The organism is Pseudomonas sp. ABC1 (assembly GCF_013395055.1).
GTDB lineage: Bacteria > Pseudomonadota > Gammaproteobacteria > Pseudomonadales > Pseudomonadaceae > Stutzerimonas.
Map to the genome: position 1 here is coordinate 3,425,084 of NZ_CP058349.1, position 19,144 is coordinate 3,444,227.

General features: G+C 65.1%; 19 protein-coding genes and 1 riboswitch. Of the genes, 9 read left to right on the forward strand and 10 right to left on the reverse strand.

Annotated elements, in window-relative coordinates:
• Both HW090_RS14935 and HW090_RS14940 read right to left on the reverse strand, forming a co-directional pair.
• Complete coding sequence (locus HW090_RS14935; protein WP_179114258.1) at positions 1 to 354, reverse strand: hypothetical protein; 354 nt, start codon at positions 352 to 354, stop codon at positions 1 to 3.
• A 35-nt stretch (positions 355 to 389) separates the two neighbouring features.
• Positions 390 to 689, reverse strand: a complete 300-nt coding sequence (locus HW090_RS14940; protein WP_179114259.1) for a YciI family protein — start codon at positions 687 to 689, stop codon at positions 390 to 392.
• A gap of 324 nt (positions 690 to 1,013) precedes the next feature.
• Here HW090_RS14940 and HW090_RS14945 point away from each other — a divergent pair, with 324 nt between their 5' ends.
• From HW090_RS14945 to scpB, 4 genes are all read left to right on the forward strand, one after another.
• Positions 1,014 to 1,862, forward strand: coding sequence for a PHP domain-containing protein (locus HW090_RS14945; protein ID WP_179114260.1), 849 nt, complete (start codon positions 1,014 to 1,016; stop codon positions 1,860 to 1,862).
• Positions 1,863 to 1,884: 22 nt separating this feature from the next.
• Entirely contained in the window at positions 1,885 to 2,508 is a 624-nt protein-coding gene (locus HW090_RS14950) for an L-threonylcarbamoyladenylate synthase (RefSeq protein WP_179114261.1), read from the forward strand.
• Positions 2,509 to 2,628: 120 nt separating this feature from the next.
• A complete protein-coding gene (locus HW090_RS14955) occupies positions 2,629 to 3,351 on the forward strand; it encodes a ScpA family protein (protein ID WP_179114931.1) in 723 nt (240 codons plus the stop codon).
• On the forward strand, positions 3,348 to 4,082 hold the full coding sequence (gene scpB, locus HW090_RS14960) for an SMC-Scp complex subunit ScpB (RefSeq protein WP_179114262.1): 735 nt from the start codon (positions 3,348 to 3,350) through the stop codon (positions 4,080 to 4,082). The genes HW090_RS14955 and scpB overlap by 4 nt, the downstream gene beginning before the upstream one ends.
• A gap of 206 nt (positions 4,083 to 4,288) precedes the next feature.
• On the opposite strand, the gene dxs is transcribed toward scpB, so the two are convergent.
• Entirely contained in the window at positions 4,289 to 6,187 is a 1,899-nt protein-coding gene (gene dxs, locus HW090_RS14965) for a 1-deoxy-D-xylulose-5-phosphate synthase (RefSeq protein ID WP_179114263.1), read from the reverse strand.
• A gap of 262 nt (positions 6,188 to 6,449) precedes the next feature.
• Between dxs and HW090_RS14970 the strand changes: the two genes are divergently transcribed.
• A complete protein-coding gene (locus HW090_RS14970; RefSeq protein WP_179114264.1) occupies positions 6,450 to 7,208 on the forward strand; it encodes a FecR domain-containing protein in 759 nt (252 codons plus the stop codon).
• 56 nt (positions 7,209 to 7,264) lie between these two features.
• On the opposite strand, the gene HW090_RS14975 is transcribed toward HW090_RS14970, so the two are convergent.
• Positions 7,265 to 7,744 (reverse strand): DUF2780 domain-containing protein, encoded by a 480-nt coding sequence (locus HW090_RS14975; RefSeq protein WP_179114265.1) that lies wholly within the window; start codon positions 7,742 to 7,744, stop codon positions 7,265 to 7,267.
• Between the two features lie 94 nt (positions 7,745 to 7,838).
• Positions 7,839 to 9,017 (reverse strand): 5-demethoxyubiquinol-8 5-hydroxylase UbiM, encoded by a 1,179-nt coding sequence (gene ubiM / locus HW090_RS14980; protein ID WP_179114266.1) that lies wholly within the window; start codon positions 9,015 to 9,017, stop codon positions 7,839 to 7,841.
• A gap of 287 nt (positions 9,018 to 9,304) precedes the next feature.
• Between ubiM and HW090_RS14985 the strand changes: the two genes are divergently transcribed.
• Together HW090_RS14985 and HW090_RS14990 are read left to right on the forward strand one after the other, a co-directional pair.
• Positions 9,305 to 9,922, forward strand: a complete 618-nt coding sequence (locus HW090_RS14985; RefSeq protein ID WP_179114267.1) for an SOS response-associated peptidase — start codon at positions 9,305 to 9,307, stop codon at positions 9,920 to 9,922.
• Positions 9,923 to 10,072: 150 nt separating this feature from the next.
• Entirely contained in the window at positions 10,073 to 10,888 is an 816-nt protein-coding gene (locus HW090_RS14990; RefSeq protein WP_179114268.1) for a M48 family metallopeptidase, read from the forward strand.
• A 14-nt stretch (positions 10,889 to 10,902) separates the two neighbouring features.
• Here HW090_RS14990 and HW090_RS14995 read toward each other — a convergent pair whose 3' ends face one another.
• From HW090_RS14995 to HW090_RS15005, 3 genes are all read right to left on the reverse strand, one after another.
• Positions 10,903 to 11,472 carry a TMEM165/GDT1 family protein gene (locus HW090_RS14995; RefSeq protein ID WP_179114269.1) on the reverse strand — a complete coding sequence of 190 codons (570 nt, stop codon included), beginning with the start codon at positions 11,470 to 11,472 and terminating at the stop codon, positions 10,903 to 10,905.
• Positions 11,473 to 11,561: 89 nt separating this feature from the next.
• Positions 11,562 to 11,683, reverse strand: a riboswitch (yybP-ykoY riboswitch).
• 47 nt (positions 11,684 to 11,730) lie between these two features.
• Complete coding sequence (locus tag HW090_RS15000) at positions 11,731 to 12,732, reverse strand: class I SAM-dependent methyltransferase (RefSeq protein ID WP_179114270.1); 1,002 nt, start codon at positions 12,730 to 12,732, stop codon at positions 11,731 to 11,733.
• A gap of 75 nt (positions 12,733 to 12,807) precedes the next feature.
• A complete protein-coding gene (locus HW090_RS15005) occupies positions 12,808 to 13,770 on the reverse strand; it encodes a 2-hydroxyacid dehydrogenase (RefSeq protein WP_179114271.1) in 963 nt (320 codons plus the stop codon).
• A 46-nt stretch (positions 13,771 to 13,816) separates the two neighbouring features.
• Here HW090_RS15005 and HW090_RS15010 point away from each other — a divergent pair, with 46 nt between their 5' ends.
• On the forward strand, positions 13,817 to 14,440 hold the full coding sequence (locus HW090_RS15010) for a LysE family translocator (protein WP_179114272.1): 624 nt from the start codon (positions 13,817 to 13,819) through the stop codon (positions 14,438 to 14,440).
• Positions 14,441 to 14,446: 6 nt separating this feature from the next.
• Here the strand turns inward: HW090_RS15010 and HW090_RS15015 are convergent, their stop codons facing one another.
• On the reverse strand, positions 14,447 to 15,505 hold the full coding sequence (locus tag HW090_RS15015) for an ABC transporter substrate-binding protein (RefSeq protein WP_179114273.1): 1,059 nt from the start codon (positions 15,503 to 15,505) through the stop codon (positions 14,447 to 14,449).
• Between the two features lie 129 nt (positions 15,506 to 15,634).
• Complete coding sequence (locus tag HW090_RS15020; protein ID WP_179114274.1) at positions 15,635 to 16,588, reverse strand: LysR family transcriptional regulator; 954 nt, start codon at positions 16,586 to 16,588, stop codon at positions 15,635 to 15,637.
• A 284-nt stretch (positions 16,589 to 16,872) separates the two neighbouring features.
• Here HW090_RS15020 and HW090_RS15025 point away from each other — a divergent pair, with 284 nt between their 5' ends.
• A complete protein-coding gene (locus tag HW090_RS15025) occupies positions 16,873 to 19,137 on the forward strand; it encodes a TonB-dependent receptor (protein ID WP_373416400.1) in 2,265 nt (754 codons plus the stop codon).
• The last annotated feature ends 7 nt before the right edge of the window (positions 19,138 to 19,144 follow it).

Here is a 19,144-nt window from a genome sequence, read left to right on the forward strand (position 1 = left end):
TCAGTTCAGCCATTGGCGACGGCGGCGTCCACGCGATATCAGCGCACCGAACATGAAGGCCAGTGCGCCAACCCCGCCACCCACGGCGAACCACTGCTGTTCTGCGGTGAGGGTTGGGAAGAGGCTCTGCTCCTGTTGTTCCTGCAACTGTTGGCGGAGTTGCTGGTTCTCCTGCTGCAGCCTGGTCAACTGCGCCTTGGTGTTTTGCGCTTCGACGGTGGCCAGGCGAGCATTCAGCTCGGCGGAGGCTTCGGCAACGGGCTCGACAGGCGTCGTTGCGGTGGATGCTTCTTCGGCATGGAGCATGGGTGCGAATGACAGGGCGAACACTAGGAACAGCGAACCTTTGCGCATCGGAACTCCTGAAGGCGGTAGGCCTGAATGATGTCTCAGGGAAATACTTGCTTGAAGGGTTTTACCTGGACGCTGGCATAGACGCCGGCGCTGGCATAGGGGTCGTCTTTCGCCCAGGCTTCGGCGGCCTGCTGGGACTCGAACTGGGCGACCACCAGGCTGCCGCTGAAGCCGGCATCGCCCGGGTCTTCGCTGTCGATGGCCGGGTGTGGACCGGCGAGGACCAGGCGGCCCTCGTTCTGCAATACCTGGAGGCGTTCGAGGTGCGCGGGACGGGTGGCCTTGCGCTTGGGCAATGAATCGGGGGCGTCGGTCGCGATGATGGCGTAGAGCATGATCATTCCTTGCAGTCGATGGCGTGCCAGGGCCTGGATGGGTGTAGTGTGTGCGCCTGGCGGCTGGCTGGCACCGAGACCTGGCAGGGAGGTAATACCCTGTGCCGGGAAAGGCGGGAGGCAAGCCAGAAGTGTCACATGGCCTGCATAATAGCAAACCGCGCTTTGATCGGAATGCCATTGACAAGTTCCATTGATTTATCTGCCGTTCGATGACGCGGATGCCTGGAGGCACGGTCGTGCGTTGGCGTGGTCAATTGCCTGGGCCGGCGGCTCGGCTCGCGTCCTGTGTGCATGGGCATCGTTGCCCTGGAGATTTCCTGAATGACTGTAGACCTGCATTGCCACAGCACTGCATCCGATGGTGTGCTGGCGCCTGCGTCGCTGGTGCGCCGTGCCCATGAGCGTGGCGTGACGCTGCTGGCGCTGACTGACCACGACACCGTCGAAGGGCTGCTGGAGGCACGCGAAACGGCCGAGGCGCTGGGCATGCAACTGGTGAATGGTATCGAGCTGTCGTGCCTGTGGGCGGGCGCCACCATCCATGTGCTGGGCTACGGCTTTTCCGTACAGGCGCCGACCCTGTGCGAAGCCATCGCCGCGTTGCACGACGGGCGCTGGCAGCGTGCCGAGCTGATTTCCCAGCGCCTGGCCGCCAAGGGCATGCCGGGTGCGATGGACGGCGCGCGGGCGGTGCAAATGGAGCTGGGCGACAGTGGCAATGCGCCGGCGCGCCCCCACTTTGCGGAGTTCCTGGTGCGCGCCGGGCATGTGCGCGACCGTGCCGAAGCGTTCCGCAAGTGGCTGGGCTCGGGCAAGCTGGGGGATGTCAAACAGCACTGGCCGAGCCTCGAACAGACCGTGACGACCCTGCGCCAGGCCGGTGCCTGGGTGAGCCTGGCACACCCCTGGCAATATGACCTGACGCGCAGCAAACGGCGTAGACTGGTGAGCGATTTCGTCCAGGCCGGCGGCCAGGCGCTGGAAGTGGTCAATGGCCTGCAACCGCATGAGCAGATCGGCGGGCTGTCGATCCTGGCGCGCGAGTTCGGGTTGATGGCCAGTGTCGGCAGCGATTTCCACGCACCGGGCGAATGGTCCGACCTCGGCTTGTACCGTGAACTGCCAGCCGGCCTGACGCCGCTCTGGGAGCGTTTCGAGCAAGGGGCATGACGATGAGGTATAGGGAGGCACCATGAGCCAGTTCTTTCAGATTCACCCGGAAAATCCGCAGGCGCGGCTGATCCGCCAGGCGGTGGAGATCATCCGCGACGGTGGTGTGGTGGTGTACCCCACCGACTCCTCGTACGCCCTCGGTTGTGCCATTGGCAACAAGAGCGGCATCGAGCGGATTCGCCGCCTGCGCCAGCTCGACGACAAGCACAACTTCACCCTGGCCTGCCAGGACCTGTCGCAACTGGGTTCCTTCGCCAAGGTGGACACCAAGGCGTTCCGCCTGCTCAAGACCCACCTGCCCGGGCCTTACACCATCATCCTGGCGGCCACCCGCGAAGTGCCGCGCATGCTGCTGCACCCCAAGCGCCGCACCATCGGGCTGCGTGTGCCGGCGCTACCGATCGCCCAGGCGTTGCTGGCCGAGCTGGGTGAACCGCTGATGAGCGTCAGCCTGCTGCTGCCGGGCGAGACGCTGCCGATGAGCGATCCCTATGAAATCCGCGATGCGCTGGAGCATCACGTCGACCTGATCATCGACGGCGGTTACGGCGGCATCGAGGCGTCCACGGTGATCAGCCTGGTCGACGACGAGCCGGTCGTGGTGCGCGTCGGTTGCGGCGACCCTGCGCCGTTCATGACCTGATGGGGCGCCTTGCGAGTGAGTGAAAGCGATATCGCCCAGCCGGAGCAGTTGCGCCTGGCGCTGGTCTACGGTGAAGCCCTGGAGACGCTGCCGCAGGACCTGTACATCCCGCCGGATGCCCTGGAAGTGTTTCTCGAAGCTTTCGAGGGGCCGCTCGACCTGCTGCTCTACCTGATCCGCAAACAGAACATCGACATCCTCGACATTCCGGTGGCGGAAATCACCCGCCAGTACATGGGCTACGTCGAGCTGATGAAAGCGACACGCCTGGAGCTGGCCGCCGAGTACCTGGTGATGGCCGCACTGCTGGCGGAGGTCAAGTCGCGCATGCTGCTGCCGCGCTCGAGCGAGGCCGAGGAAGAAGAGCATGACCCGCGTGCCGAACTGATCCGTCGCTTGCAGGAGTACGAGCGTTTCAAGGCGGCGGCGGAGGGGATCGACGAGTTGCCTCGGGTCGGACGCGAGCTGTATCTGCCACACCTCGAGGCGCCACATGCCCGGGTGCGCAAGCTGTTGCCCGATGTCGCCCTGGAAGAGTTGCTGCTATCGATGGCCGAGGTGCTGCGCCGCGCCGATATGTTCGAGAACCACCAGGTCAGTCGCGAGACGCTGTCCACCCGCGAGCGCATGAGCGAGGTGCTGGAGCGACTCAAGGGCGGCGGATTCATTGCCTTCGTCAGCCTGTTCACGCTGGAGGAGGGGCGCCTGGGGGTAGTCGTGACCTTTATGGCGGTGCTGGAGCTGATCAAGGAGTCGCTGGTCGAACTGGTGCAGAACGAGCCTTTTGCGCCGATCCACGTCAGACTTCGTGTGGATGAAGAGACCGAGGTACAAGCGCTGTGAACCTGTCTGAACCCAAAGACCTGGCCTCGTTGCTCGAAGCCTTCCTGCTGACGTCCGGCAAGCCGTTGTCGCTGGACCGCCTGGGCGAGTTGTTCGATGAAGCCGAGCGTCCGGAGCCGGCCTTGTTGAAGAAGGCGCTGGAGGTCCTCGGGCGTTCGTGCAAGGGGCGCGCCTTCGAGCTCAAGGAAGTCGCCAGCGGCTATCGCTTGCAGGTGCGCGAGCGCTTTTCGCCCTGGGTCGGCCGGCTGTGGGAGGAGCGTCCGCAGCGTTATTCACGTGCCCTGCTGGAGACCCTGGCACTGATCGCCTACCGCCAGCCCATCACCCGTGGCGAGATCGAGGATGTGCGTGGCGTGGCGGTCAACAGCCAGATCATCAAGACCCTGCTGGAGCGCGAGTGGGTTCGTGTGGTCGGCCACCGGGAGGTGCCGGGACGTCCGGCGATGTTCGCCACCACCAAGGCATTCCTCGACCACTTCAATCTGAAAGGCCTGGGCGAGCTACCGCCGCTGGCCGTTCTGCGGGAAATGGAGCCGGAGCCTCTGTCGGTGCTGGAGGCGGAAGAGGCGGTTGCGCTGCCTGTCACCATGGACGAGGAAGAGACGGTACAGGCGGCGGACGCGCCGGAAAAGACCAGCTTCCGCAGCTTGCTGGCCGAGCTGGACGATATGGAGCAGGGGCTCAAGACCGATTTCGACGACCTGCGCGAGGAGACGTCCGGCGAGGCCTGACGCCTGTGTACGATGGCGATTACAGGGTGGCCTGGATATCTGCGTACCTAGGTCCCCGCCTTCGCGGGGACGACGTGTTCCTCCCTGGTTTCGCTCCTCCTCTGTCATTCCCGCGAAGGCGGGAATCCATACAATTGCGCTAGCGCCTCCTGTCTTGACGGCAAACGCTATCCAACACCTTGAAAGACATGGGCTGAGCGCTTGCGTCAGAGCCCCAGCAGCTCCAGCCTGGTCTGGATCGACGCTGTGATGCCCTGACGGTCGAGGCCGCACTCTGCGAGCATCTGTGCCGGTTTGGCGTGCTCGACGTAGCGATCCGGCAGCCCGAGGTGCAGCAGCGGCTTGAGCACGCCTTCGGCATTGAGGAACTCGCCGACGGCACTGCCGGCGCCGCCCATGACGCTGTTCTCCTCGATGGTCACCAGCAACTGGTGGCTGTCGGCGGTCTGGCGCAGCAGCGTTTCGTCCAGCGGCTTGACGAAGCGCATGTCGATCACCGTGGCATCGAACGCTTCCGCTGCCTGCAGGGCCTCGGCGAGCTGCACGCCGAACACCAGCATGGCGACACGACCGCTACCCTGGCGGCGCACCACGCCCTTGCCGATTTCCAGCGGCTCCAGGCCTGCCTCGATCACGGCATTGGGGCCGCTGCCGCGTGGGTAGCGCACCGCTGCCGGGCCGTCGAACAGGTGCCCGGTGGTAAGCATGCGGCGCAGCTCGTTTTCGTCGCTGGGTGTCATCACCAGCATGCCGGGGATGCAACGCAGGTAAGAGAGGTCGAAGCTGCCGGCGTGGGTCGGGCCGTCCTCGCCAACCAGTCCGGCGCGGTCGATGGCGAACAGCACATCAAGGTTCTGCACCGCCACGTCATGGATCAACTGGTCATAGGCGCGTTGCAGGAAGGTGGAGTAGATCGCCACCACCGGCTTGGCGCCTTCGCAGGCCATGCCGGCCGCCAGTGTGACCGCGTGCTGCTCGGCGATGGCGACGTCGAAGTAGCGTTCCGGAAAGCGTTCGGCGAAGGCCACCAGGTCGGAACCTTCCTTCATCGCCGGGGTGATACCGGCCAGGCGCGGGTCGGCCTCGGCCATGTCGCACAGCCACTGGCCGAAGATATTCGAGTAGCGAGGGCCGGCGGGCGCCTTGGGCGTTTTCGGCGCGTCCAGCGGCTCCAGCTTGTTGATCGCGTGCCAGGTGATGGGGTCGGCTTCGGCGGGTGCGAAGCCCTTGCCCTTCTTGGTCACCACGTGCAGGAACTGCGGCCCCGACAGGTCGCGCATGTTGCGCAGGGTGGCGATCAGGGTCGGCAGGTCATGGCCGTCGATCGGGCCGATATAGTTCCAGCCCAGTTCCTCGAACAGGGTGCCGGGCACCAGCATGCCCTTGGCGTATTCTTCGGTGCGGCGGGCGATTTCCCAGGCGCCGGGCAGGCGCGACAGCACCTTCTTGCTGCCTTCGCGCATGCTGCTGTAGGTGCGGCTGGAGAGGATGCGCGCCAGGTAGTTGGACATGCCGCCGACGTTGTGCGAGATCGACATATCGTTGTCGTTGAGCACCACCAGCATGTCGGCGCCGACTTCCGGCGCATGGTTGAGCGCTTCGAACGCCATGCCTGCCGTCAGGGCGCCGTCGCCGATCACCGCCACGGCCTTGCGCGAGTTGCCCTGCAGGCGACTGGCGACGGCCATGCCCAGGGCCGCGCCGATGCTGGTGCTGGAGTGGCCGACGCCGAAGGTGTCGTACTCGCTTTCGCTGCGGCGCGGGAAGGCGGCCAGGCCGTCCTTCTGGCGCAGGCTGGCCATGCGCTCGCGGCGGCCGGTGAGAATCTTGTGTGGATAGGCCTGATGGCCGACATCCCAGACCAGGCGGTCGTCTGGCGTGTCGAAGACGTAGTGCAGGGCGATGGTCAGTTCGATGACACCCAGTCCTGCACCGAAATGCCCGCCAGTCTGGCCGACGGCGAACAACAGTTCCTGGCGCAACTCATCGGCCAGGATTTCCAGCTCGGCCTCGCCCAGACGGCGCAGTTGTTCGGGCATGGTCGCGCGATCGAGCACGGGAGTATCCGGGCGGACCCGAGGGATCTCATGGAACGTCTTGGGCATCAGGCGAATCGTTTTATTGGAAAAAGAGCGGCAGTTTACCTTAAAGCGTAAACAAGCTCTAAGTTCAGGTGGTCGCAGATTCAGGCTGATCTTGTGGGATGAAAGTGAATGGATAATAATGCGATTTATTTTCATTAACTGCCGTTCCCCATGACCTCTCCAGCCCCGACCTGCAAGCCCTCCGCTGTATCCATGACATGAGCGACGATGGCATTCCCCCGGTGACCGCGAGGACCCCGCGCAAGCGCCTGAGAGCCTGGCCGTGACAAGCCGCCGGCGTGCGCTGCGCTGCATGTTGTGGTTCGTCGGTGGCGGAACGGTCGGGTTCGTGGCCGGAAACGCCGTGCCCCTGGGGGCGCGTCTGGCCGACCAACGCACGTCGATTGGCGAGCGGCGCAGCCTGAGACTGGCCGATGGCAGTCTGTTGCAACTGAACACCGACACGGCCGTGGATATCCATTTCGAGGCTGCCGAGCGGCGCATCGAACTGCTGCGCGGCGAACTCATGCTGACCTGCGCGGCGGACGTGCCCGGTCGGCCGCTGCGTATCGTGACCCGACATGGAAGCCTGGCACCGCTTGGCGCATGTCTTTCGGTACGCCTGCATGACGCGCACACCTGCGTGGCCGTCAGTGAGGGGGTTGTCCAGGTGGTTTGTGCCAGGAGGCAGCGGGAGCCTGCCGTGACGCTGCAGGCTGGGCAGCAGCTGCGTTTCGATGCGGTTGGTGCGGGAAGCGTGCGACAGTTGCAGGAGAGTACGCGGAGCTGGGTCGACGGGGTATTCCATGTCGAAGGCATGCGCCTGGCCGAGCTGGTGGTGGAGTTGGGACGCTACCGCCCTGGCATCCTGCGTTGCGCTCCGGCTGTTGCCGATTTGCGTCTCTCCGGTGTCTGGCGTCTGGATGACGACGCGGACGGAGAGGGCGTCCTGATTGCCATCGAACAGCAGTTGCCGGTGCGGATACGGCGCTTTACCCGTTACTGGGTCAGCCTGGAGCCTGCACCATTAAATGCAACGTAACGGTCGCTCGCAACGGTTGTGCGGTATGCCCGGCGACTGGCACACCGCACGGTGTATCAATTTCCGTTGAGGAAACCACCAAGCAGCCCGCCAAGACCTCCCGGGGATTTGGCGCCGGTCAGTTGCGCCAGGGCCGGTACGCTTTGCAGCAGTTTTTCCACCAGGGCCGGGTCGATGTGGTTGCGCAGCAGGTCCAGCAGCGTCGGGACGAATTTGGTCAGCGTATCGGCGTTCAGGCCGGTGCGCGCCAGTTCGCCCAGTGCGCCGGCGATACCGCCTTGCACGGCTTCGCCACCCAGGTTGCCGAGCAGGCCGCCGAGGGAGCCGAGCAGCCCGCCGCTGGCCGAGGGTGCCGCTTCGACGTTACCGGCCTTGGCGATCCAGTCGCCGACCTGAGGTAGGGCCGAGAGCAGCTGCTGGAAATCACCGCTGGCGGCCTGTTCCTGGATGAGTTTGAAGATGCTTCCTGCGGCGCTCTCTGCCTGTTGCGGCTGGATGTCGAGCTGGCTGGCCAGTTGTTCGATGATCGCATTCATGGCTGTCTGTCTTCTTGGACGGTGAAAAGCCCGAGCCTAGGGGCATCGTGGGCTCCGTGCAAGAGCCCGCGCGTGCTTCTGGTCGAACGGGTTTTCAGACGTGGTCCGGTTGCGTCAGGTGCCGGGCGATGGCCCAGCGCAGCGGGCGCATGCCCTGGGCCAGGCGCAGGCCGGCATTGCGCAGCAGTTTCACTGGGGCGCGGTCGTTGGTGTAGAGGTCGACCAGCAGGTTGGTGGCCTGGTAGAGCGGCCAACTGGCCAGGCGCTGGGCACGGGCATAACGCTGCAGGACGGCATCCGCACCGATATCGAGGTCGTGCTGGTGAGCCTGGATCAGGGTGTCGGCCAGGCGTCGCTGGCTCTGCAGGCCGAAGTTGAAACCATGGGCGGTGACCGGGTGCATGCCAACGGCGGCATCACCGACCAGTGCGGCGCGGGTGCTGGACAGGCGGTCAGCGAAGACGCCCACCAGCGGATAGACATGGCGGCTGCTGACCAGCTCCATCTCGCCGAGACGGTGGCCGATGCGTCGCTCCATTTCGCGGGCGAACAGGGTTTCGTCCAGTTCCTGCAGGCGGGCCATCTCGTTCTGCGGCAGGGTCAGGACGGTGGACGACTGGTTGCCGTTGAGGGGGAGCAGGGCGAGGGTCTGGCCGTAGCCGAACCACTCCCAGGCGACCTGTTCGTGGGACTTCTCGTGCTTCATGCGGCAGACCAGCATGCTCTTGCCGAAGTCCTTCATACGGGCGCCGATGCCCAGCATGCGCCGGGTTTCCGAAAAGCGGCTGTCGGCGGCCACCAGCAGGCGGGCGCGCAGTCGGCGGCCATCGGCGAGCGTCAGGTCGACACCGCGCTCATCGCGTGTCAGTCCGGTCAGGGCGCTGTTGGCGAGGATGCGCACGTCCGGGCATTCGCTGGCGGCGGTGTAGGCCGCACGGCGAATCGCTTGGTTCGGTATCAGGTGGCCCAGGCGCTCGCTGCCGGCCTGGCTGGCTTCAATGCGCAGGGCGAACAGCGACGGGCCATTGTGCACCTGGGCATCGCGCAGGATGGAGATGTCGTCCTGCTCGAAGCGCTGCCAGAGTCCGAGGCGTTGCAATTCATGGTGCGAGGCATGGCTGAGCGCGATTTCGCGCCCGTCGAAGGCCGGGTTGGCGAGGCTTTCCTCGGCCTGGCGTTCGATCAGGACGATGTCCAGGCCATGCCCGGACAACGCGCGTGCCAGGCAGAGCCCGGCTGGGCCTGCACCGATGATGGCGATATCCACGTTCATGCGCGGCGACTCCTCTGGCGTCAGAAAACAGGTGTGAGCGCGGCAGTGTAGGCCCTGTGCGCCCGTGCGGCATTGCGCAGGATCATAGTGTGGCCCGCCTTTGATGGCGACCACCCTGCGCGCCATCGACTGATGAGATGCCGATGATAAGGCGCCCAAGCCTCCAGGGGACGCTGACGTTTCGTCGCAAGCGGCGCGGCAGCGAGAGGGCCAGGGCGAATCCTTCGTGGGTACAATGCGCTACCGGGCGCTCCGGTCGAGTCCTGTTCTGTTTTTGGTAGGTGTGCATGTGCGGTCGTTATGCGTTGTTCCGTTGGGGGCCTGAGTTTGCCCGTCTGCCCGGCTTCCCCCAGGGCCAGGCGCCGCACTGGAGCCTGGCCCCTGGTGCTTCCGTGTTGCTGGCGCGGGCCGAGGGTGAGGGGCTGCGGTTGGACGCGGTGCGCTGGGGGCTGACGCCGGCCTGGTTCACCGACTTTTCCCGCACGCCGGCCCAGGCGCGGGCGGAAACGCTGACCGAACAACCGATGTTTCGCGAGGCGTTCCGGCTTCGGCGCGGTTTGTTGCCGGCCAATGGCTTCTATGAATGGCGTGGGAGTGTGCGCAAGCGCCCCTATTGGATGACCGGCGAAGGGTCGATCCTGTATTTCGCCGCCCTGTGGGAGGCTTATCCGGTGGAGGGGCGCGAGTACCTGAGTGCCGCGGTGGTCACCTTGCCGGTGGCGGGGCAGCGCAGGCCGCTGATCCTCGACGAAGCGCAGCAACGCCTCTGGCTACAGCCTGATGCCTCCGAGGAAGCGCTGCAGGCGCTGCTCGCCGGCCCGTTGCCACCCCTGCGTGAACGGGCGCTGGCGACGCTGGTCAATGATCCTGCCCTGGACGCGCCCGAGTGCCTGACCCCGGCATAAAGATCGTCATGCCGCTCGCTGCCGCCCCCTCTCACACTTGCGGGAGAGGGCCTGAGAGCACCACGCAATTACCCTGTTACCTTCCCCTCATAGCAGCACTGTGCCTGGCAGGCTGCTAAGATATCGCGCAGATTTTCCTGGAGATGTGCCATGTATAAACTTCGCTCCCTGCACCTTGTGGTCGGTGCCTCGCTGCTGCTGGGTTGCCAGGCGGTCAACACCACGTCGGGTGGTTCGGTTGGCGTGGAACGCAAGCAGTACATGTTCAGCATGGTGTCGACCGAGCAGGTCAACCAGATGTACGCCGAGTCCTATCAGGAAACCCTGGACGAGGCCTCCAAGAAGGGCATCCTGAAGAAGAACGATGCCCTGACCAAGCGTGTGAACGCCATCGCCAAGCGCCTGATCGCTGAAGTGCCGGCCTTCCGTGCCGACGCCAGCCAGTGGGACTGGCAGGTCAATGTCATCGACAGCCCTGAGCTGAACGCCAACTGCGGCCCTGGCGGCAAGATCATTTTCTATAGCGGCCTGATCGAGCAGTTGAAGCTGACCGACGACGAGATCGCCGCCGTCATGGGGCACGAGATCGCCCACGCCTTGCGCGAGCACGGGCGCGAAGCCATGAGCAAGGCCTATGGCCTGCAGATGGCCAACCAGTTGGGTGCGGCCTTCGGTGTCGGCGATGGCAGCCTGCAACTGGCGAACATGGGCGTGCAGTACCTGATGACGCTGCCCAACAGCCGGAGCAACGAGAACGAGGCCGACCTGATCGGCCTGGAACTGTCCGCGCGTGCGGGCTACAACCCGAATGCGGCGGTGACGCTGTGGCAGAAGATGGCGGCGGCGGGCGGTGGTTCCACGCCCGAGTTCATGAGTACCCACCCCTCTCCGGCCAATCGCACCGAAACCTTGCAGGCGACGATTCCGAAAGTCATGCCGCTGTATGACGCGAGCAAGAAGCGCTAGTACGACCAGAATGCTCAGCCAAGGCTGAGCGCTTCATAGGCCGCATAGGCCGCCAGGGCCAGGAAGGCAGTGGCGGCCAGCCGCCGGATCAGCGCCAATGGCAGGCGCTCGGCGGCGAAGTTGCCGGCCAGTACCACCGGCACGTTGGCCAGCAGCATGCCGACGGTGGTGCCCAGGATCACCAGCACGAAGTCCGGGTACTGCGCCGCCAGCATCACGGTGGCGATCTGTGTCTTGTCACCCATTTCCGCCAGGAAGAACGCCACCAGGGTCGTCAGGAACGGGCCATAGCGCGTGGCCGGTGTCTCGTCCTCGTCCAGTGTGTCCGGTATCAGTGTCCACAGCGCCACCATCACGAATGCGCCGGCCAGCAGCCAGCGCAGGGTGACGGGGGAGAGCGCGCCGGATACCCAGTTGCCGATTGCGCCCGCGGCGAAATGATTGGCCAGCGTCGCCACCACGATGCTCCAGATGATGGGCCAGGGTCTGCGATAACGGGCGGCCAGCAACAAGGCCAATAGTTGGGTCTTGTCGCCGATTTCGGCGAGGGCAACGATCAGTGTGGGTATGAAGAATGATTCCAAACGGCTTTCCTAGAGGGCGGGTCGACTGCTCACCATGACATGGACGCCTGCCCACCCCGGGTCAGTCGTGCATGTCATGGGTCTTGTCTGACCGGGTACGGGCTGGAATCTGGCCGGTACCGGTTGCATGCGCCATGGTCTGCGGACCAAGTGTGTTGACGCATGCCCGGTGAGGCGGGCTCACCGGAAACTACTCCCCCAGGACGTCGGCGAGTGTGCCCAAGCACTGTGCCGGGTGCAAGTCTTGCCAGGGAGGGGTCATTGGCGTATGGCCGCGCGGTAGATGTTGAAGCCCTGGCCGCTGGCCAGTGTCTGGCAAGGCCCCAGGTGCTGCTCGATCAGTGGTGGGTAGCGCAGGAAGCTGTTGGCTACCAGGCGTATCTCGCCATCGCGCTTCAGGTGTTCGGCGGCATGTCGCAGCAAGGTCTCGCTGGCCTGGTAGTGGGTGTGCACGCCTTGATGGAAGGGCGGGTTGCTGACGATGGCCGCCAGGTCGCCAGGGGCGGCATGGATGCTGTCCGCCGCGATCAGCTCGGCTTCGAGGCCGTTGGCCGCCAGGGTCAGGCGGCTGCTGGCGAGGGCGAAGGCATCGACGTCGAGCATATGCACCGGGCTGTCGGGGTAGCGTCGCTTGAGGCTCGCCCCGATCACTCCGGCGCCGCAGCCGAAGTCCAGCAGGGGACCGGCGGGTAAGCCCACCAGGTGCTCCAGCAGCAGGGCGCTGCCGACATCGAGGCGGCCATGACTGAACACGCCCGGCAGGCTGACGACCTGTAACGGGCCATCCGCGAGGTCCAAGGTGAAGTGACGGGCCAGGTCGTTCAGCACCGGCGCGGCGGGTGGCGTCAGCACGTCCACCTGCCAGAGTTGGCAATGGCGGGCGCTGTCGAGTTTGCGCGGCTTGCCGAAGGGTTCGAGTTGCCTGGCCGCACGTTCGACGCCGGCGCGTTTCTCGCCCACCAGGTACAGGTGCTTGCCGGGTAGACGGCTGGCGAGTGCATGCAACAGGTAGTCGGTCAGCTCGCGGGACTTGGGCAGGAACAGCACGGCGCTGTCGAAGGCGGCTGAAGGCGGCTGTACATCGAAGCTGCAACGCTCGCCGAAACGCTCCCGCAACAGCCGGTGCTCTCCGGCGTGCCAGCTCCAGCCAGCGGCCTGGGGCAGTCGGGCGAGAAGGTCGTCGGCGGGCAGGCCGGCCAGCAGCAGGTCGCCGGTGAACAGTTCGGCCTGGCGCAGCAGGACTTCGCTTCGCGGGTCCATGGAGCTTCCTCAAAAAGCGCGGAGCTTAGGGGCTGTTGCGGTCGCGTCGCAAGCCCCGTTCCCGCCCTCAGGTAGTCAGGCGACCTGGCGGCGCGGCGTACCGGCGAAGTAGGCCTCGGCGTTCTCCACCAGTTGCATGACGATCCGCTGTCGCGCCTCGCGGCTGCCCCAGGCGCTGTGCGGGGTGATCAGCAGCCGGGGGATGTCCGCCGCCAGCAGCGGGTTGCCATCGACCGGTGGTTCCTGGGTGAGGACGTCGGTGGCGGCACCGCCCAGGTGGCCGCTGCGCAGGGCATCGGCCAGGGCCTGCTCGTCGACCAGGCCGCCGCGCGCGGCGTTGACAAGGAAGGCGCCGGGTTTCATCAGGCCCAGTTCCTTGGTGCCGATCATAGTGCGTGTTCGTTCGGTGAGCGGGCAGTGCAGGGTTAGCGCATCGACCTGCGGCAGCAGTTCATGCAGCGCCAGGCGGTCGGCGCGCTCCGGGCGCCCGGGCAGGTTGCCGAGCAACACGCGCATGCCCAGGGCTTCGGCCAGGCGCGCCACGGCACTGCCCAGTTCGCCGTGGCCGAGCAGGCCTAGCACCTTGCCTTCCAACTCGACGATGGGGTAGTCCAGCAGGCAGAATTGCGCGCTGCGCTGCCAGTGCCCGGCGCGCACTGCCGCGTCGTAGTCGACCAGGCGCGTGGCCAGCGCCAGCAACAGGGCCAGGGTGTGCTGGGCGACGGTGGCGGTGCCGTAACCCTGGCAGTTGCAGACGACGATGCCCTGCGCTCGCGCGGCGGCAAGGTCGATGTTGTTGACGCCGGTGGCGGACACCAGGATCAGTTCCAGCTCGGGGCAGCGCGCCAGGGTTGCGGCGTCCAGCGGCACCTTGTTGCTGATGGCCACCTGGGCGCCTTGCAGGCGGGTGGCGACCTCTGCGGCAGTGCTGCCTGGGTGGCTTTCGAATTCATCGAACAGTGTGCGCAGGGGCGCGAGGTCGAGGTCCTGCTGGTCGAGGGGTTCCAGGTCGAGAAATACGGCGCGGCGTCTGCTCATGGCGGGTCTCTGGCAATTCATACGACGGGTCGAAGGGGAGTGTGCAATGTACTGGATGGAGTTTCTCACGGTGGCACTGGTTCATCTGCTGGCAGTGGCCAGCCCAGGGCCGGATTTTGCCGTGGTGGTGCGCGATAGCGTGAACCATGGGCGCCGCACCGGCACCTGGGTCGCGTTCGGGCTGGGCTGCGGGATTCTGGTGCACGTCACGTATTCACTGCTGGGCATTGGCCTGATCGTGTCGCAGTCGATCGTGCTGTTCAACCTGTTCAAGTGGTTGGCGGCGGCCTATCTGTTGTACCTGGGCGTCTGTGCCTTGCGCGCCCGTCCACGGAGCCTGCAGATCGACGAACACTCGGTGGCGCAACCATCGTCGCGCAAGGCATTCGTCACCGGTTTCATGACCAACGGTCTGAACCCGAAGGCGACGTTGTTCTTCCTGTCGCTGTTCACCGTGGTGATCGACCCGCATACGCCGATGGCGATCCAGGTTGGTTATGGCCTGTACCTGGCAATCGCGACGGGGCTGTGGTTCTGCCTGGTGGCCTGGCTGTTCAGCCGTCCCGGCGTCCGTGCCGGTTTCGCCCGCATGGGGCACTGGTTCGACCGCCTGACCGGTGCGGTACTGGTGGGGCTTGGTATTCGCCTGGCGTTCACCGAGTTGCGTTAGAACGCTCTAATCCGCGACTGGTTTACCGTCGCGGTCATAGCGTGGCCAGTGTGCCTGCAGCCCCAGGCGCTCGATGGCATCCTCGACGAAGTGCGGTTCGAGCCAGGCCTCGACGTCCACCGGACGCCGGGTCAGGCCCAGGCTGCGGGCCTGCTCGGCACTGTCCTTAAGGCTGGCGTGCAGGAAACCATCGAGCCGGGGCGAGTTGCGGAAAACCAGGTCGTCGCCCTGGTACTCGCCCTTGAACAGCGAGGCAGGAATGCTGCTCTGCCGTGCCAGCAGGTCGATGTATTCGGCCTGGTGCTGCGTGTCGCCGATCCAGGCGGCGTTGGCCACCAGCACATCCACCAGCTTCTGCGTGGCCTGGGGATAACGCTGGATGAAATCGGCACTGCCCAGCAAGGCGCCCTGGGTGGTGGAGGTGACGGGCAACTGCTTGGTGCTGACGGGGAATTCGATGCCCTGGGCTTCGAGGGCGAGGATACCCATGCCGGACCAGGCGGCATCGATCTGGCGCGCGGCGAGGGCGGCGCGTGCTGCGCTCCAGTCCAGGCTGACGATACGCAGGTCGCGCTCCTTGAGGCCGGCGGCGGCCAGTACGCGGGCGAAGGACAACTGGTCGGCGGTGCCGCGGTAGACGGAAACACGCTTGCCCTTGAGGTCTTCCAGCGTCTTGATCGAGGCCTCCGGGGTGGCTGCCAGGTACATGTTTGCGCCGCGCGAGCCGAGCAGCACTCGGGTCTCCAGGCCGCTGGCACGACCGATGATGGCGGCCAGGTCGCCGAGGTAGGCGATGTCGAGCTGGCGGTTGGCGAAGGCTTCGTTGACCGCCGGGCCGGCGCCCTTGAAGAAGTGCCACTCGATCTTCACGCCATCCGCGGCGAACGCCTGTTCCAGTTGCTGGCGGATATGTGCGAGCCCCAGCGGACCGGCGATGAACGGCTGGTTGCCGGCGCTCTGGTCGGGGCTGCCGATGCGGATGCTGGCCGGTTGCTCGGCTGCCAGCGAGAGGCTGGAGGTGACGACCAGCATGGCGCTGGCCAGCAGTTTCAATAGGCGTGGCATGGTGGACTCCGGGTCAGGGGCAGGGCGCCTATTTCAGGCAGCGGCAGGGTATTCGGCAAGCGCAATACAGGCATGGCCGATATGCATGGCGTGCAATCGGAAGCCGTGCAGCCGATCGTGAGCCGCTTCTCAGATGCCGAGCCGGCTGAGCGAAAGCCCGGCGAGCTGGTCGGCGAGCTGGGCATCGCTGCGTTCGATCTGTTCGGCCATGGCGCGGGCCAGCGGCGACAGGCTGCGGCTGACCCGGCTGACGATGCCGTAGCGGGTATTGAGTTCTTCCAAGTGCTCCGGCAGGTCGTGGACCTGGAGGATCTTCAACTCATCCTTGAGTAGGTATTCCTCCAGGTTGATCGGGTTGGCGATGCCGATGGCGTCGGAATGGCGCACCACATTGAGCAGGGCATGGCCATGCTCGCACTCCACCGCAGGGGTGAAGTCGCGACGGCGGCTGTAGTCCATCAGCACCTTGCGGATGTTCGGCGGGCGGAAGGTAGTGGCCAGCGGATAGCTGAACACCTGCTCGCAACTGACGTCTTCCACGGCGGCCAGGGGATGCCCGCTGCGGCAGCAGAAGTACCACTTCTGTGGCCTGAGGCGAATGATCCGGTAGTCGGGGTTGGCCTCGAAATGCCGGGTGTCGGCGACGAAGAATTCGATCTCCTCGTTGGTCAGGCGCTTGTCCAGCTCCTGCCAGTTATCCACCAGAAAGCGCACATGGGCCTTCGGGTAATCGCCGATAAAGCGGGCGATGGCGCGCGGGATCAATTGCGCGGCGGGGGCCGGTCCGCAACCGAACAGCAGCTCACCGCTTTCCTCGCCGTTGAAGCGGTCGATCTCCAGGCTCAGGTCGTGGGCGTTGCGCAGCAGGCGTCGGGCGTGTTCCAGCACCACCAGGCCTTGTTTGGTCGGTGGCAGTTCCTTGCTGGCGCGGTCCACCAACTGGTAGCCGGCACTGTGCTCCAGGGCCTGGATGCTGCGGCTGAAGGCCGATTGCGAGAGGTTCACCGCGTCGGCCGCGGCGACGAAGCTGCGGTGCTCGATCAGGGCGACGAAGTGGCGGAGCTGGCGGAGGTCTATATGCATTTTCTACATGACAACTTTCGATCGAATGCAATTGCTGCACGGGGATGGGCTATTTATAAATGCAATCTCATATGACTAAAAGCTCAGTTATCGAATATGGATATTCGTCTGGGAAATAAAGCCAACCCGCTACGCCGATTCGCCTCCGCCATACGGAAACGCTCGCTGCGACTATTCAGGAACATTGCATGAACGTTATCGATACCTGGCCGGTGAACAGGCCAACCCCTCTGAACCGGGCCTTGAAGCCGCTGGCCGGGGCCGTACTGCTGGGAACCTTGAGCATGGCGCTGCAGGCCCATGGGGCCGAGGCCGAAGGCCCGGCGCTGGCGCGTGCGAACGCCGATACCGCGCTGGGCACGGTGACCGTCAATGCCCGTCGCCGCGAGGAAAGCGCCCAGGACGTGCCGACGCCGATCAGTGTGCTCGGTGGGGAAGTACTGGAAAACCAGCGCATCTACCGTGTGCAGGACATCCAGCAACTGGTGCCCAGCACCAGTGTCGCCTATGTGCATGCGCGCCAGTCGAGCATCGCCATCCGTGGCCTGGGCAACAACCCGGCCAGCGATGGCCTGGAAGGCAGCGTCGGCGTGTACCTGGACAACGTCTACCTGGGCCGCCCAGGCATGGCCGTGTTCGACCTGCTGGATGTCGAGCAGATCGACGTACTGCGCGGTCCGCAGGGCACGCTGTTCGGCAAGAACACCACCGCCGGCGTGCTCAACATCAACACGCGCAAGCCGACCTTCACGCCGGAGCGCAGCATCGAGACGTCGGTTGGTGAGGACGGCTACTTCCAGACCAAAGGCAGCATCTCCGGCCCGCTCAGCGAGACGCTGGCTGGGCGCCTGTCGGCCTATCGCACGCGCGACGACGGTTATGTGAAGAACGTCTACAACGGCGACGACCTGAATGGCGGCGCGCGCCAGGGCTTCCGTGGGCAACTGCTGTGGCAGCCGAGCGAAACCTTCAACCTGCGCTGGATAGGCGAGTACAACGAGGAGGACTCCAACAACGGCATCCTCACCCTGTACAGCACCGGACCGACCATCAACGGCGTCAACCGCTACGAACAGCGCGCGACAGCGGCGGGCGCGACCCTGGTGTACGGCAAGGACCGCAAGGTCAATTTCGACTCGGACCAGCAGGTCACGGTATTCCAGGGCGGCACTTCGGTGGAGGCCAACTGGACCCTGCCCAATGACTTCACCCTGACCTCCATCACCGCCTACCGCTGGTGGGATTTCACCCCGCGCAACGATGACGGCCTGGATGTTTCCGCCTCGATCAACGCCGGTGTACGGGTTCGCGACAAGCAGTATTCCCAGGAGATCCGCCTGGCGTCACCGACCGGCGGGGCCTTCGACTACGTACTGGGCGCCTATTGGTTCAAGCAGGACCTGGACAACCGCCAGCACAATTTCTACGGCCCGCAGGCCGACATCTGGAACGGCACGGCCACTGGCGCACTGGCCAACGTCACCAGCTTCGGCTATGGGCATATCGATACCGACAGCTATGCGCTGTTCGCCCAGGGCACCTGGCACCTCACGCAGAAGCTGGATTTCACCGCGGGCATTCGGGGCACCTATGAAGAGAAGGATGCCTGGGTCACCCGTGATGCGCCGATTGGCGGTGCGGCGGTCAGTGGTGCGGCCGCGAACCAGCGTCAGGGCCGTCATGGCGCCTATGACTCGGGTGACCTGAGCCAGCACAGTTTCAGCCCGTCCGGTTTGCTCAGTCTGAGCTACCAGTTCACGCCCACGCTGCTGGGCTACGGTTCCCTGGCCCACGGCGAGAAGTCCGGTGGGGTCAACCTGACCGTAGGCGCTGCGCCGACTGCGGGTGCCGATTCGCTGCTGGTGGGCACCGAGCGTTCCAACAACGCCGAACTGGGCTTCAAGAGCACCTGGCTGGACAACAGCCTGCTGTTCAACGCCAACCTGTTCTGGACCGAGGTCAGCGGCTACCAGGCCAACGCCTACGACCACGGGACCCGCACCCAGTACCTGACCAATGCCGGTGAAGTCCGCTCCCGTGGGCTGGAGCTGGAAAGCACCTGGAAACCCGTGCGCGGCCTGACGCTGAACGCCAACGGCTCCTGGAACGACGTGCGCTACACCGACTACGAGGATGCGCCTTGCCCGCCGGAAGTGTCCTTCCAGACTGGCGCTCCGGCCTCCTGCGACCTGACGGGGCACCAGGTGGTCGGCGCCTCCAAGTACATCGCCAACCTCAACGGCAGCTACCAGTGGACGCTGGACAGTGGCCTGCAACCCTACGTCAATGCCAGCTATGCGTTCCGTTCCCGTGCCGTGGGCACCATCGACGACTCCGAATACGGCCAGATCCCCAGCTATGCGCTGGTCAACCTGTCCGCCGGCCTGCGCGGTGACCTTGGCGAAGGGCAGTGGGATGTCTCGCTGTGGCTGAAGAACGCCGGTGACAAGACCTACTTCACCAGCCTGTGGAACAGCGCCAACGGCGGTTATGCCGGTGTGCTCGGTACACCACGCACCCTGGGCCTGACCGCCCGTTACGATTTCTGAGGAGCCT